Source organism: Erythrobacter sp. JB2-19 (genome assembly GCF_057365005.1).
The window spans coordinates 3,037,765-3,051,933 of record NZ_CP200290.1 but is presented as its reverse complement, the minus strand read 5'-3'; the positions used below and the strand labels follow the sequence as shown (position 1 = coordinate 3,051,933).

Annotated in this window: 11 protein-coding genes; 3 read left to right on the top strand and 8 right to left on the bottom strand. The window is 60.2% G+C overall.

The window, feature by feature from the left end; genetic code table 11:
* Positions 1–12: 12 nt before the first annotated feature.
* Positions 13–1,416 carry a sugar transferase gene (locus AC0V6O_RS14585; RefSeq protein ID WP_486145144.1) on the top strand — a complete coding sequence of 468 codons (1,404 nt, stop codon included), beginning with the start codon at positions 13–15 and terminating at the stop codon, positions 1,414–1,416.
* A gap of 25 nt (positions 1,417–1,441) precedes the next feature.
* Here AC0V6O_RS14585 and AC0V6O_RS14580 read toward each other — a convergent pair whose 3' ends face one another.
* Genes AC0V6O_RS14580 through AC0V6O_RS14570 form a run of 3 tightly spaced genes read right to left on the bottom strand, consistent with a single transcriptional unit; the run spans position 1,442 to position 3,312 of the window.
* Entirely contained in the window at positions 1,442–2,008 is a 567-nt protein-coding gene (locus tag AC0V6O_RS14580; protein WP_486145142.1) for an LptA/OstA family protein, read from the bottom strand.
* The gene (lptC, locus tag AC0V6O_RS14575; protein WP_472640008.1) at positions 2,005–2,670 is read right to left on the bottom strand and encodes an LPS export ABC transporter periplasmic protein LptC; all 666 of its coding nucleotides are present in this window, start codon (positions 2,668–2,670) and stop codon (positions 2,005–2,007) included. The genes AC0V6O_RS14580 and lptC overlap by 4 nt, the downstream gene beginning before the upstream one ends.
* A 24-nt stretch (positions 2,671–2,694) precedes the next feature.
* Positions 2,695–3,312: a ribonuclease D gene (locus AC0V6O_RS14570; protein ID WP_486145140.1), complete on the bottom strand. Its 618-nt coding sequence runs from the start codon at positions 3,310–3,312 to the stop codon at positions 2,695–2,697.
* A gap of 82 nt (positions 3,313–3,394) precedes the next feature.
* Here AC0V6O_RS14570 and ung point away from each other — a divergent pair, with 82 nt between their 5' ends.
* Positions 3,395–4,081 carry a uracil-DNA glycosylase gene (gene ung, locus AC0V6O_RS14565; protein WP_486145138.1) on the top strand — a complete coding sequence of 229 codons (687 nt, stop codon included), beginning with the start codon at positions 3,395–3,397 and terminating at the stop codon, positions 4,079–4,081.
* 188 nt (positions 4,082–4,269) lie between these two features.
* Positions 4,270–4,605, top strand: a complete 336-nt coding sequence (locus tag AC0V6O_RS14560; protein ID WP_486145136.1) for a TraR/DksA family transcriptional regulator — start codon at positions 4,270–4,272, stop codon at positions 4,603–4,605.
* Here AC0V6O_RS14560 and AC0V6O_RS14555 read toward each other — a convergent pair.
* The 5 genes from AC0V6O_RS14555 to gltB form a co-directional block, all read right to left on the bottom strand.
* Positions 4,602–5,255, bottom strand: coding sequence for a hypothetical protein (locus tag AC0V6O_RS14555; RefSeq protein WP_486145134.1), 654 nt, complete (start codon positions 5,253–5,255; stop codon positions 4,602–4,604). The genes AC0V6O_RS14560 and AC0V6O_RS14555 overlap by 4 nt on opposite strands.
* 144 nt (positions 5,256–5,399) lie before the next feature.
* A complete protein-coding gene (locus AC0V6O_RS14550) occupies positions 5,400–6,701 on the bottom strand; it encodes a carbohydrate porin (RefSeq protein WP_486145132.1) in 1,302 nt (433 codons plus the stop codon).
* Positions 6,702–7,023: 322 nt separating this feature from the next.
* On the bottom strand, positions 7,024–7,590 hold the full coding sequence (locus AC0V6O_RS14545) for an AAA family ATPase (RefSeq protein ID WP_486145130.1): 567 nt from the start codon (positions 7,588–7,590) through the stop codon (positions 7,024–7,026).
* 17 nt (positions 7,591–7,607) lie between these two features.
* On the bottom strand, positions 7,608–9,044 hold the full coding sequence (locus AC0V6O_RS14540) for a glutamate synthase subunit beta (protein ID WP_486145128.1): 1,437 nt from the start codon (positions 9,042–9,044) through the stop codon (positions 7,608–7,610).
* A gap of 16 nt (positions 9,045–9,060) precedes the next feature.
* Entirely contained in the window at positions 9,061–13,713 is a 4,653-nt protein-coding gene (gene gltB / locus AC0V6O_RS14535; protein ID WP_486145126.1) for a glutamate synthase large subunit, read from the bottom strand.
* Between the last annotated feature and the right edge of the window lie 456 nt (positions 13,714–14,169).

The window sequence follows — 14,169 nt, the reverse complement described above, 5'->3', positions numbered from 1 at the left end:
GCTGATAGGATCATGAATAAGCTGTCGGGACCGATTGTTGCTAGTGCGCGGTCGCAAAAGACAGAGCTACAATCGGCGCCCTCGTTGGAGCGTCGGCGACTTCGCGCCTATATCGCGATGCTGCTCATCGATCTGATTTTATTGCATTTCGGATTTGTATTTGCGGCTTTCGCCTATGAGAATATTTGGTGGGAACCGCGCGCCGTGCTGGCGACGGCGATATTATTGCCGATCTATTTTACGATAGCGCTTTACAACACGAGCTATTGCGCCCGGTCGCTCACCGACTGGGGCTATGCGGTCAGAAAACTGGCAGTTGCCTTGGTGATCTCGGTTGGCCTGCTCAACTTTCTCGCGTTTTTCGCCAAAGCCAATGCGGAGTTCTCGCGGGTCTCAATGTCGCTGGGGCTCATTTTGTCCTTTACCTTGATGGCGCTGGCGCGGCGTGGATTGGTTGCGTTTATCGCTCGGTTTTGGGGCGGGAAGATCCGCAATTATCTCGTCATTGATGATGGCGGCCCCGCTTTTGCACTGCGCGACGCGACCGTGATTGACGCGCGTGATCTGGGCCTCGATCCGGGCAGCCAAGATCCGCATATGCGCGACAAGATTGGGCAATTGCTGCGCAATCAAGACAATGTGGTCATTTCCAGCTCCTCCCTGCGGCGTCAGCAATGGGCGATCCTGCTCAAATCTGTTGGGGTGTTTGGCGAGATCCTGAGTGAGCCTGCGCAGCGCTTGGGAGCGATGGGCGTGCAGCGATACGATGTGCAGGATGTAACCTCACTGGTCGTGTCGACCGGGCCGCTCCGCATGCGGGCCCGCGCGACGAAGCGGTGTTACGACATCGTTCTTGCGTCGATCGGCCTGATCGTTTTGTCACCTGTGCTGGCTGTGTTTGCGCTGCTGATTAAGCTGGAGGACGGCGGGCCTGTGCTCTTCGCTCAGCGGCGCGTTGGGCGTGGCAATGAGTTTTTCAACATGCTCAAATTTCGCAGCATGCGGGCGGAAAGCGGGGATGAGAGCGGCGAGCGATCAACCGTGCGCGGCGATGATCGTATAACCCGCATTGGCCGGTTCATCCGCTCTAGCAGCATTGATGAGCTGCCGCAGCTCTGGAACGTGTTGCGCGGTGAGATGTCGATTGTTGGGCCGCGTCCTCACGCGCTCGGCAGCCAGGCGGGCGACAAGCTGTTTTGGGAGGTCGATGGCCAATATTGGCGGCGCCATTCGCTCAAACCTGGTCTAACCGGGCTGGCTCAGGTGCGCGGGCATCGGGGCGCGACAGAGCGGGAATCCGATCTAACCGATCGCCTTCAATCCGACCTTGAGTATATCGCTGGCTGGACCCTGCGCCGCGATGTGGAGATCACTTTGCGCACCTTGTCGGTGCTGCGCCACGACCGTGCTTTTTGAGCACTGCGTAGCGTGCCTCCACCGTCTATTCGCCGTCTTGCGGGACGGAGAAGCTGCCCGTCACCCGGCCATCTGAACCCTGTGTAGCCCCAGCTGGACCGCCCGATGCGCGGCCATCAACGCTGGACAGCCCGGTTCTAAGGTCGATCACCAAGCGCCCGCCGTTCAGCCTATCGCCGCCGCGCGCGAGGCGAACATTGCCCGACATTGTGATGATCCGCCTGCCAAAGTCATAGATCGCGACATCGCCGCTCGCCCGCTCATCACCGCGCGACACGGTGACGCCGCCGGTTGCGGTAATACGCTGAATATCGAGTGATCCGCTGTCGCTGTAATTCACCAGCATCCGGTTCGATTGCACGGTGAGGCCAGCCTGACGCACGATCACATTGCCCGACAAAGCCACGCGGTTTTCCCGATCTTGCAGCTCAATCCGGCCCGCGTCAAAGTCCACCGGGGCGCGGCTGTTGTGCGCGGCAATACCCTGGGCGCCGACCTGGATCGCGCCCATAAAGGCAGCGGTGCCGACCAATCCGCCTAGCGCCCAGCGGGCGGCAGTGCGGGTCAGTGAAGGGGGTGCGGTGTGCGTCATGGTATCCTCAATTCGCCCGGTATCATGGACAGTTTTGCATTGCCTTCCAGCGTAATCGTGCGTGCAGACAGGTCCGCTCTCAGTGCGTTGGCGCTGAAAGTGCCAGCAGGCACAGCACCCTCGACCCCGTCGTCGCCGCGCATCGCGCGCTCTTCAAGGTCAACGGACACGCCGCGCGCGGTCATGGTGTAGCCATCGGCGGCCCGTAACCTAACGGCGCCGTCAACATCAACGACCTCTTCATCAATGTCATAGGCCCCGCCAGGAGCGCTGATCCGCGCAGGTCCTTCTGGCAAGAGCAATTGCGCGATCAGATCGTCCATGCGCACGATGCCTTCGGCGCTGGATCGCTGCACCGCTTCGCCAGCCTGGATCGAGAACGGTCGTCCGCGTTCATCGCGCCCGCGGTACATGGCGTTATCCACGCTGAGCCGTTCGCTGATCATCGCCACTTTGTTGCGGTCGAGCAGGAATGAGATTTCGCCGCGCGGTGACAGCGGGGTGATGATCATCAACGCCGCCATGACCCCAACGCCCATCGGCAAAGCGCGGGCCAAGAAGCCGACGAGCTTGTCATGCGAGCCGCCAGGCGCGGCAAAGTGCTGGCGCTTGCCGCGAAGCGCCTTTGCCTTGCTTGTTTCTATGCGCCGTTTGATGACCATGAGAGTGCTTTGCCCAGCCTTGCCTTACATGTGGTTGAAGATGTCGTGCTCTGGCCAACCCGCCATGTCGAGCAATGCGCGCGTTGGCAGGAAGTCGAAACAGGCCTGCGCTATCTCTGTGCGCCCTTCGCGTTCTAACCGCTTGATCAGCTCCTCTCGCATGGCGTGCAGGTAACGCACATCAGAGGCCGCATATTCCCGCTGCGCCTCGCTCAGCTCCGGTCCGCCCCAATCGCTCGATTGTTGCTGTTTGGATATCTCTGCACCCAGCAGCTCATTGGCCAGGTTCTTCAGACCATGGCGGTCGGTGTAGGTCCGCACCAGCTTGCTGGCGATCTTGGTGCAGAACACCGGTGCGGCCATCACGCCCAGATAGTAATGGATCGCGGCCAGATCGAAGCGGGCATAATGGTAGAGCTTTATCCGCGCAGGGTCCGCCAGCACTGCCTTCAGATTGGGCGCGGCATAGTCGCTATCCGGGCCAAAGCGCACCAGATGCTCGTCCCCTTGGCCATCGCTGATCTGCACCACGCACAACCGATCACGGTGGGTGATCAGGCCCATGGTTTCAGTATCAACGGCCACTGGGCCATCGGCGAGTACGCCTGCGGGCAGGTCTTCTTCATGGAAATGGACTGTCATAAGCTCATTCTCCTAGAAGCATTGGGGAAAGAGGGGAAGAGGACATAGCGCGAGGGTGCACGGGCAGTGTAGCTTTTGATGTATGAGCAGAGATCCGATCCCTGAAAGCTGGCGCGCCGCGTTGGAGCCAGTGCTGGCCAGCGCTGAGGCGCGGCGGCTTGGTGGTTGGCTGCGTGCGCAGGAGGATGCGGGCAAGGTCATCTATCCCCCGCGTGGGCAGCGCCTCGCCGCGCTTGCGATAACCCCGCTGGAGGATGTGCGCGTGGTGGTGCTGGGTCAGGATCCCTATCACGGGCCGGGCCAGGCGCATGGCCTGTCGTTCTCGGTTCAAGACGGAGTGAAGGCTCCGCCCTCGCTCGCCAACATCTTCAAGGAGCTGGAGAGCGACCTGGGCATTCCGCCGCCCACCACCGGCAATCTCACACCCTGGGCCAGGCAAGGCGTGCTGCTGCTCAACAACACGCTGACGGTTGAGGCCGCGCAGGCGGGCAGCCATGCCGGGCGCGGGTGGGACGCGATTACGGATGCCTGCGTTGCGGCGGTGGCGGAGCGCGGAAGCCCATGCGTGTTTGTGCTGTGGGGCAGCCATGCGGCGAAGAAGGCGGGCCGGGTGAAGGCCCTTGGCGGCGGCGCGCATCACCTGGTGCTCACCAGCCCGCACCCCAGCCCCTTGTCGGCCTATCGCGGGTTCTTCGGCTCCAAACCTTTCAGCCAAATCAACACCTTCCTTGAAAGCCACGACCTCACACCGATTGATTGGGCGCTGTAGCGGCTTGGAACACAGATGCGAATTTCGAATCTGTGACTTTTGGTGAAAAGAATAGTAATTATAGCAGCTTGCTACGATCTGTGCGTGACAAAGTGTGACTTTTGAAATGTTGGAATTGCGGCAGGGTACAGCGGGGTAAATCATCGCGCGAACTTGCCTCAAACCGCGCGCTGTAGGAAAGTCCGATCATGACCCACGATGAAGCGCGTAAAGCTCTGCTCGCGCGGCAGGAACAGCTTACCGAAGAAGATCGGATCAGCGCTGAAGGTCGCGCGCCCGTGACGTTGCAACAGGACAGCGTCGGACGCCTAAGCCGGATGGATGCGATGCAGCAGCAGGCCATGGCTCAGGCACAGGAGCGCCGCCGCGCGGGCGAACGCATGCGCATTGCCTCGGCACTAGAGCGCTTGGATGAGGATGAGTGGGGGTATTGCGCGACCTGCGGTGAGGATGTTGCAGAGGCGCGCCTGCGCCACGATCCGAGCGTCCCAACCTGCGTGAAATGCGCGGGTGGTGAGGGTTAGGGCGTTTCAGCCTCTTGCGACGCTTTAGGTTCCGCAGGAACCACAGGGTCGTAAAGGTGCGGCGGTATCTTAAGCAATTCCAACTGTCCCAGCCGCGGATCCGATCCGGCGCTTGGTGCGAATTTCAGGACATTGTCGTCCAAGATGCCGATCATCCCTGTGAAATCCGCTACGCCCAGGTCATTGCGCTTGAATGTAAAGGTGATGGTGCTGCCCGGCGTCCAGCCGAATTCACTCAGATCATAGATCTGTGATTGGACATCATAGATGCCCTCTTCCAGCCTCAGCGAGACGGGTTTTGGGCATTCGCCTTCGGGTGGCGACCATCCTTCTGAGGGAACCTGATCGATCAAGCGCGCGCCATCCGCGCAATCGACCAGGACGGTGGCGTATTGGAAGGGTTCTGCATTGCTCGCCCAGACCACTTTCACCATCGGCGCGCCGGGATATGTTTCGGAACCAAGCCAGTTGAACTCGGGTGGAACAGGTTTGGGAGCGGAGGTGAGGATGATCACCTCGCCTTCCTGATCCCACGTCCCGCGCGCGCGCATGTCTAGCGATCCGACGGATAGGCCCCAATGGAATGTGCCATCGTCATTGATCAGCATGCCCATCGCAGTCTCAAAAGATCCACCGTCATAACGTCCCACGAAATCAATCTTGGGAGCCGTGCTGGGGGAGCAACCGCTGGTATCAGCTGTTCTGGCTTGGCGCTGCGGTCTGCCGATTTGACGTGGCTTCCCTGCACACAGCCTGACAGCGCCAACATCGACAGCACTGCCATTCCACCAAATTTAGAAGGTCGCATTCAGCCTCATCCCCAACAGCACGCCTGTATCGCGCGCTGCGACTGCGCTGTCTATAAGCTGGGCGTTGGCGGTAACCTCGAATTTGTTGGCGACGCCCACTGTGTAGAACAGTTCGACGCCTCGCTCGTCTTCCAGACCGAGCCGCGTGGCGAGCACGCTCACCAGCTCGTCTGTCAGGGAATATTGGAACACTGCCGCGCCAAATCGGTCTTGCAGGCGGCCGCGCGGATTTCCGGAAACGCCGACAAAACCGCTGTAATCAAGGAAGGTCGGATCGCCGAGCGAGCCATACACCTGGCCAAAAATGCCCCAGCCTTTGCCTGGTGCCTCTGGATAGACATCGAGGAATTGATAACCGGCAAACACGGCGGCAAACTCGCCGCGCGTATTGCCAAAGCTGGATCCTGGCGCGGGGATCAATGCCGCTGGCAGTGACCCTGCATTTATATCATTACGGGTCGAGCCCGACAGTTTGAGCGCATAATAGCCCGGCTTGCCGCCAATCTTTACCGGCACTGTGACAGAGCCGAGAAATCCGACTCCGCTGCCAAAGGCGGTTTCAAACCCGGTCCGTTCAAACTGCGAATCCGGATCATACACCCACAAACGGTAAAGCGCATTGTCGGTCGGCACCTCCAGCAGTGCGCCGGTGAGTGTGTTCGCGATGATTGCGGATGGCGGCAGGGCAACACTGAGGTTCTGGAATCCATAGTGCCCATTGCTGCCAACCACGGGTAGCTTCCCGCCGAGGTCCAGCACATTGACCTTGCCAACGGTCAGCTTGGTGCCGGATTTCCAGCGTTTGGAAACGCTGGCCGAGATGTCGAAATCGCCTGCACCCTCGCCGCGAAACAGGGCGGTGTTGTTCGGGATCAGACCGATCACACCGTTGGAATCCTTACCCCAAGTGAACTCGGGCCGCAGCGTGAATGTCCAGCTGTCATCAAGGCCCAGGGCGCTGCCTTGGATGTCGATATAGGCATCGGCCCGGCCACTGTAGCGCACCGTGCCGGGCGCATCGCCAGCGACGGGGACATCAACGAATTGAGAGATGGCGAGCTTGGTTTCGATCGGCTTGGACGGCGGTGGAGCCTGCGGCGCGGCGACGGGGGCAAGCACCGGCAGAGGCCTGGGTGCTGCGGCATCCTGCGATGCGGCTATGGTTTCGGGAACTGGATCGGCCTGCTCCGAATGAGCTGCAGCCGTAGCAAACACCGCGTCAAATTCATCCTCAAGCGTGGTTTTAGCAACCGCAGGCTGGGCGGCAGCAAACAGTCCTGCGCTCATTGCTGCAGCAATGAAGGTGAGGCGCGTGCATCGAAATTTGTGCGAACTTATCGGTACGACCCGCATAGTGTCTTGTGCAATGCACCGCGCCATTGCGCAGGCAATCGCTTCTCTCCCACCGTATTATGCTTTGGTGCCTTACAAGAACTGGCTGGTCAAGCACTTAGCTCAAACTTGGTGTCGTGTAATAATAGAACCGCTGATTGGCGCAATTGATTGGGCGGTCAAGAAATTGATAGAACACACTAGCAATAATGCCCGGTACTGCGAGCGTGATTAGACACTCAGAACTGCGGAAAAAAGTGTTCTATCGATCAGCACTTCAACCAAGGTTAGGGTGGGGCCATTCTTCGCCAATATGGCTTAGGACAAATCGTGCGCGTTCCTGTGGCTCTGAAAGTGGCAGGAACACCGGTTCGAATCCGAGGCGCGGCAGAATTGAGAGCGTGTATTCATATTCGCGCACGGCCAGCTCAAAATCATGCTGACGAACAGCATCGTTAACGTAAATCTCTGGCCATGGCGGGGCGATGAAAACCTGCTTGGCATAGTAGGTCGTCAGGTCACGAAATGGAGTGCGCCGAGCGGCGTCATGATCGCCCAGATGAAATTCGTATGCGGCAACGGTGTCGAGTAGGCCGCGATCAAAGAAAACCGGACCGGGGGCGTCCACCGCTTTGGCGATATCAGCGGCTGCCATAGTTTCGACCTCGCGCAGAAACGCGGCCATATCGCTCCAGGGAAAGGCGGAGCCGCCCGCAGCTTCTTGCTCAGCGACAACGCGCCTCCCGGCCTCCTCGACGACCGGAAAACCGAGGTCAGACAAGATGGCGAGCAGTGTGGATTTCCCACCACCGGAGCAACCGGTGATGAGAAATTTGCGCGTCACAGAAACTGTCGTTTCTCTTAGCGTGGCAGAGAGCTTGCGCCCATCAGAGCTTCATCGACGCTGCGCGCGCATTGCCGCCCTTCGCGGATGGCCCAGACGACCAGGCTCTGTCCGCGCCGCATATCGCCGCAGGCATAGACCTTCTCCACGCTGGTGGCGTAGTCATCTTCGTTCGCTGCAACATTGCCGCGCGTCGTCAATTCAACCGCCGCCTGGTCGAGCAGGCCGGTTTTCTTCGGCCCGACAAAGCCCATGGCGAGCAGGATCAAATCAGCCGGGATTGTAAACTCGCTGCCGACGATTTCGCGCATCTGACCGTCAACCCATTCGACCCGCGCGCATTCAATGCCGGTAACTTTCTCGCCGTCGCCAACCACACGCTTGGTCAGGACTGCCCAATCGCGGTTCGCGCCTTCTTCATGGCTGGAGGAGGTGCGCAGCTTGAGCGGCCAATCGGGCCAGGTCAGCGCCTTGTCTTCCTTCTCAGGCGGCTTGGGCATGATTTCCAGTTGGGTCACGCTTTTCGCGCCTTGCCGGTTGGAGGTGCCAACGCAGTCGGAGCCGGTGTCCCCGCCGCCGATTACGACCACATCTTTGCCGGTTGCGAGCAGGCTGCCGCGCGGGGCGGCGCGCAATTCTTCGTCGCCGGCATTGCGCTTGTTCTGCTGGGTCAGGAATTCCATCGCCAGGCGCACCCCGTCCATTTCCGCACCGGGAATGGAGAGCGCGCGGGCGTCTTCGCTGCCGCCGGACAGGACAATCGCATCGTAATTTTCATTGAGGCTCTGGAACGACACGTCAACGCCGACCTCTTTTGAGGTTTTAAACTCAACCCCTTCGGCCTCCATCTGGACGCAGCGGCGGTTGATCAGCTGTTTTTCCATTTTGAAGTCAGGAATGCCATAGCGCAGCAGCCCGCCGACCCGGTCGCTTTTCTCAAACACGGTGACAGTGTGGCCAGCGCGCGCCAATTGCTGGGCGCAGGCCATGCCAGCAGGGCCGGATCCCACTACAGCGACGGTCTTGCCGGTCTTTTGGGTGGGCATTTGCGGCTCGATCCAGCCTTCTTTCCACCCACGATCGACAATCGCGCATTCGATCGATTTGATCGTCACAGGTTGGTCGACGATGTTGAGCGTGCAGCTCGCCTCGCACGGGGCGGGGCAGATGCGGCCGGTGAATTCCGGGAAATTGTTGGTCGAGTGCAGAACGGAAAGCGCGTTCTTCCAGTCGTTCTCATAAACGAGATGATTCCAGTCCGGGATCATGTTGTTTACTGGGCAGCCATTGTGACAATAGGGAATGCCGCAATCCATGCATCGCGCCGCCTGATTAGACAGCGTCGCATCATCGGGCTGAACCACGAATTCGCGGTAATTGCTCAGTCGTTCCTTGGGGTCGAGATAGTCGCGCTCGCGCCGCTCGATTTCGAGGAATCCGGTGTCTTTGCCCATGGTGTCTACTCTGTTTCTATTCTGCTGCGACCGAGGCGGCTTCTTCGCGCTCAGCTTCGAGAGCCTTTAGTGCGCGTGCATAATCCCTCGGCATTACCTTGACGAACTGGCTCAGTGATTGCTCCCAATTGCCAAGCAGTTCGCCAGCCTTGGTGCTGCCCGTGTGCAATTGATGGCGCTCGATCAGGATCTTGAGCCGCTCTGCATCGTGGCGCAGCATGTCGCCCATACCGAAATCATGCACAGAGCTGGCGCGCTGCGCCGGGCGTCCGGTGCCGTCTTCGGCGTCAGGCTCTGCAGAGATTGGCAGCAGGTCGACCTGCGCCTTGTTCACCAGGCTTTCGAACGTGCCATCCGGGTCATAGACGTAGGCCACGCCGCCGCTCATCCCAGCGGCAAAGTTACGGCCAGTCTTGCCCAGCACCACAACAACGCCGCCGGTCATATATTCGCAGGCGTGGTCCCCTGCGCCTTCGACCACGGCAATCGCGCCGGAATTGCGTACGGCAAAGCGCTCGCCACCGACACCGCCAAAGTAGGCCTCGCCCGCAATCGCGCCGTACAGCACGGTGTTACCGACGATGATGTTCTCGCTTGGGTCGCGGCTTGCCGCATCAGGCTGACGTACGATGATGCGCCCGCCAGACAGACCCTTGCCGACATAATCATTGGCATCGCCCGACAGATCAAGCGTGACGCCATGGGCCAGCCATGCGCCAAAGCTTTGGCCTGCGACGCCGCTCAAATTGATGCGGATCGTCTCTGGCGGCAGGCCTTCATGGCCATGTGTTGCCGCGATTTTGCCGGCTAGCATCGCGCCAGCGGTGCGGTTCTTATTGGCGATCTCGTACGTCAGTTGGACCGGCTTCTTCGCCTGAATCGCCTCAGTACAATCCGCGATCAGCGCATTGTCGAGCGCGCCGCTCAGGCCATGATCCTGGCCCTCGGTGTGCTGCAACGGCGCGCCTTCCGGCAACTCCGGCATGTGCAGCAGGCGCGACAGATCAATCCCGCTTGCCTTCCAATGGCGGTGCATCCGGCTCATATCGAGACGGTCGGCGCGGCCAACCATTTCATCGACCGTGCGGAAGCCCATTTCGGCCATGATTTGGCGCAGCTCTTCAGCGACGAAGAACATGTAATTGACGACATGCTCTGGCTGGCCGGTGAAGCGCTTGCGCAGCTCTGGATCCTGCGTGGCGACGCCAACCGGGCAGGTGTTGAGGTGGCACTTGCGCATCATGATACAGCCTGCCGCGATCAACGGGGCGGTGGCAAAGCCAAACTCGTCTGCGCCGAGCAAGGCCCCAATCGCGACGTCGCGTCCGGTGCGCAGGCCGCCGTCGACTTGCACGGCAATGCGGCTGCGCAGATCGTTGAGCAGCAGGGTCTGCTGAGTCTCGGCGAGGCCGATCTCCCATGGGCTGCCGGCGTGGGTCAAGCTGGTCAGCGGAGATGCGCCAGTCCCACCGTCATAGCCGGAGATGGTGACATGGTCTGCGCGCGCTTTTGACACGCCAGCGGCGACCGTGCCCACGCCCACTTCGGACACGAGCTTTACCGAGATGCGCGCCGATGGCTGCACGTTCTTCAAATCGTGGATCAGCTGCGCGAGGTCTTCGATCGAGTAAATATCGTGGTGCGGCGGCGGTGAGATCAGGCCAACGCCCGGTGTCGAGTGGCGCACCGCGCCGATCCGCTTGTCGACCTTGTGCCCGGGCAGCTGACCGCCTTCGCCGGGCTTTGCGCCTTGCGCCATCTTGATCTGGATATCGTCGGAGTTGGCGAGATATTCCGTCGTGACGCCAAACCGTCCCGAGGCCACCTGCTTGATCCGGCTGCGCATGGAATCGCCATTATCCAGCGGCTTGAAACGGAACGGTTCTTCGCCGCCTTCGCCGGTGTTGGAGCGCCCGCCAATGCGGTTCATCGCGACCGCCAGGGTTGAATGCGCTTCGTGGCTGATCGAGCCAAAGCTCATCGCGCCGGTGCTGAAGCGTTTGACGATTTCCGATGCTGGCTCAACCTCATCCAGCGGGATCGCCTCATCGGCTTTCTTGAATTCCATCAACCCGCGAATGGTCAGCAGGCGTTCGGATTGCTTGTTCACGCTCTTGGCAAATTCTTCGTAGTTTGAAGGATTGTTGCCGCGCACGGCGTGCTGAAGATCAGCAACGTTCTCTGGCGTCCAGGCGTGCTCTTCCCCGCGCAGGCGGTATTGATAAATGCCGCCAACATCGAGCATGCTCTCATAGATCGGATTGTCACCGTAAGCCTGCGCGTGGCGGCGCACGCTTTCCTCGGCAACCTGCGCCAGATCGACGCCTTCGATGGTGGTCGCTGTGCCGGTGAAGTATTTCTCGACAAAGCTGGTCGACAGGCCAACGGCGTCAAAGATTTGGGCTCCGCAATAGGATTGATAGGTCGAGATGCCCATTTTGGACATGACCTTGCGGATGCCTTTGCCGATTGCCTTGATGTAGTTTTGCTCAACCTCGCGCGGGTCCAGCTCCAGGTGCTTCTTGCGGCGAATATCCTCCAGCGTTTCAAACGCCATGTAGGGGTTAATCGCCTCTGCGCCGTATCCTGCGAGCACGCAGAAATGGTGCACTTCGCGCGCTTCGCCGGTTTCCACGACCAGGCCGGTCTGCATCCGCAGGCCCTGGCGAACCAGATGGTGATGCACCGCAGCGGTCGCGAGCAGGGCAGGCATGGGAATGCGGTCCGCATTTTGCGCACGGTCTGACAGTACAAGGATGTTGTGGTCTTGCAGCACCGCCTCGGTCGCTGCCCAGCACATTTCCTTAATCGCCAGCTCAATGCCTTCGACACCTGCCTCAGCATCCCAGGTCATATCGATCGTGGCGCAGCGGAACGCGCCGTCCAGCGCATTTTCAACCGTGCGGATCTTGGCCAGATCATCATTGGTGAGGATCGGCTGTTCCACCTCCAGCCGCTTATGCGTGCCAGCCTCCCGGCCAAGCAGGTTCGGGCGCGGGCCGATCATCGACAGCAGGCTCATCACCAGCTCTTCACGGATTGGGTCAATCGGCGGGTTGGTGACCTGCGCAAAGTTCTGTTTGAAATAGTCGTAGAGCAGGCGCGACTTGTTCGACAGCACGGCAATCGGGGTGTCGGTGCCCATCGATCCCAGCGGATCATCGCCGTTCACCGCCATAGGCTCGAGGAAGCGGGAGATGTCCTCCTGAGTGTAGCCGAATGCCTGCTGGCGTATCAGCAGCGAATTGCCATCGGCTTCATCGCGCTCAACCACTTCGGACAGTTCCGGTTCGATATCGGCGATATCTTCCAGCTTGAACTGAGCCTTTTTGAGCCAATCGGCATAGGGCTCTGCGCCCGCCAGATCAGCCTTCAGCTCGTCATCTTCGATGATGCGGCCCTGCTCCAGGTCGATCAGCAACATCTTGCCCGGTTGCAGGCGCCATTTGCGAGTGATGTCTTCCTCTGCGAAGGGCAAAACGCCGCTTTCTGAGGCGAGGCAGACGATGTCGTCTTTGGTGACGCAGAAACGCGCTGGGCGCAGGCCGTTGCGATCCAGCGTCGCGCCGATTTGGCGGCCATCGGTGAAGGCCACCGCTGCGGGGCCATCCCATGGCTCCATCAGTGCGGCGTGATATTCGTAGAACGCGCGCTGGTCTGGATCCATCAGCTCATTCTTGGACCATGCCTCTGGGATCAGCATCATCATCGCGTGGGCGAGGCTGTATCCGCCGGCGAGCAGCAGCTCGAGCGCATTGTCGAGGCAGGCCGTGTCAGATTGACCGTGCGGGATGATCGGCCACATCTTATCGAGGTCAACGCCCAGCAGATCACTTTCCATCGTGCGACGGCGGGCGTTCATCCAGTTCACATTGCCGCGCACCGTGTTGATCTCACCATTATGCGCGATCAGACGGAACGGGTGGGCCAGACGCCAGCTGGGGAACGTGTTGGTCGAGAAGCGCTGGTGCACCAGGCCGAGCGCGGAAACACAGGCCGGATCGCGCAGATCGTTGAAGAAGCTGCCAACCTGATCGCACAGCAGCAGGCCCTTATAGACGATGGTGCGGCTGGAAAAGCTGGGCAGATAAAGCTGGGTCAGGCCGGGCAGGTCATGCTTTTCGGCCAGTTTGGCGAGTGGATTTTGCACCTGCTTGCGAATCACCAGCAGCTTACGCTCAAACGCGTCTTGATCGGCGCAGTTTTCGCCGCGCGCGATCACCGCCTGCTGGATCACAGGCATCGAATCGATCACCGCTTTGCCCAGGCCATCGAGCGTGGTTGGGACATCGCGCCAGCCAACAAAACGCTGGCTTTCCTTGGCAGTGAATTTCTCAAATTGCTCGGTTACGAATGCGCGGGCCGCGGCGTCCTGAGGCATGAAGCACATCGCCACCGCATAATCGCCCGCTGCGGGCAGATCATGGCCGGCTTCTGCTGCCCAATTGCGGAACAAAGGGTCTGGAATCTGAAGCAAAATACCAGCGCCATCGCCCAGCAGAGGGTCTGCGCCCACGGCGCCGCGGTGGTCGATGCGGTTCAGAATTTCGAGCGATTGCTCAATGATGGAGTGGCTCTTTTCGCCTTTAATATGCGCGACCATGCCGACACCGCAGGCATCGTGTTCGTTTCGAGCGTCATAAAGGCCTTGGGCCGCGGGCTGTCCCATCGAAATATCCATTCTGTCAGATGCCGGCACTGGCGACAGGCCCGGTGGGCTTGTGGCCGGCAGAAATGCACGCGGAATGACCCTCAAGGGGCGCGATCCGCATCGCTTGGGAGCCTTTTGCCGACAGAATCGAGATTTTGCAACCGCGAAGAACGTAGCATTCTTTCGCATAGCTATGCCTGAGCTTTAGCGCGATTGCGCACCGCTCAAGTAAGTGGGGGGTTTGTTGCGGCATTCTCATGTTCCGCAAGCGCATCCGCGCTCGCGATATCCTCGGACCTACCGGTCCTGCGGGCGGCCGCAAGGGCCTTGCGGTCAGCTAATCGCCGACCGAGCTCCGCCGCCAAGCCATCTAGATTGTGCTGGTTCGACGCCGCAGGCGTCGCAAGCTTGTCCTGAGCGGCTGGCGTGTCCAGCCAGCCGAAGGGGGCGCATGCCCGCCCGCAGCGATGCGAC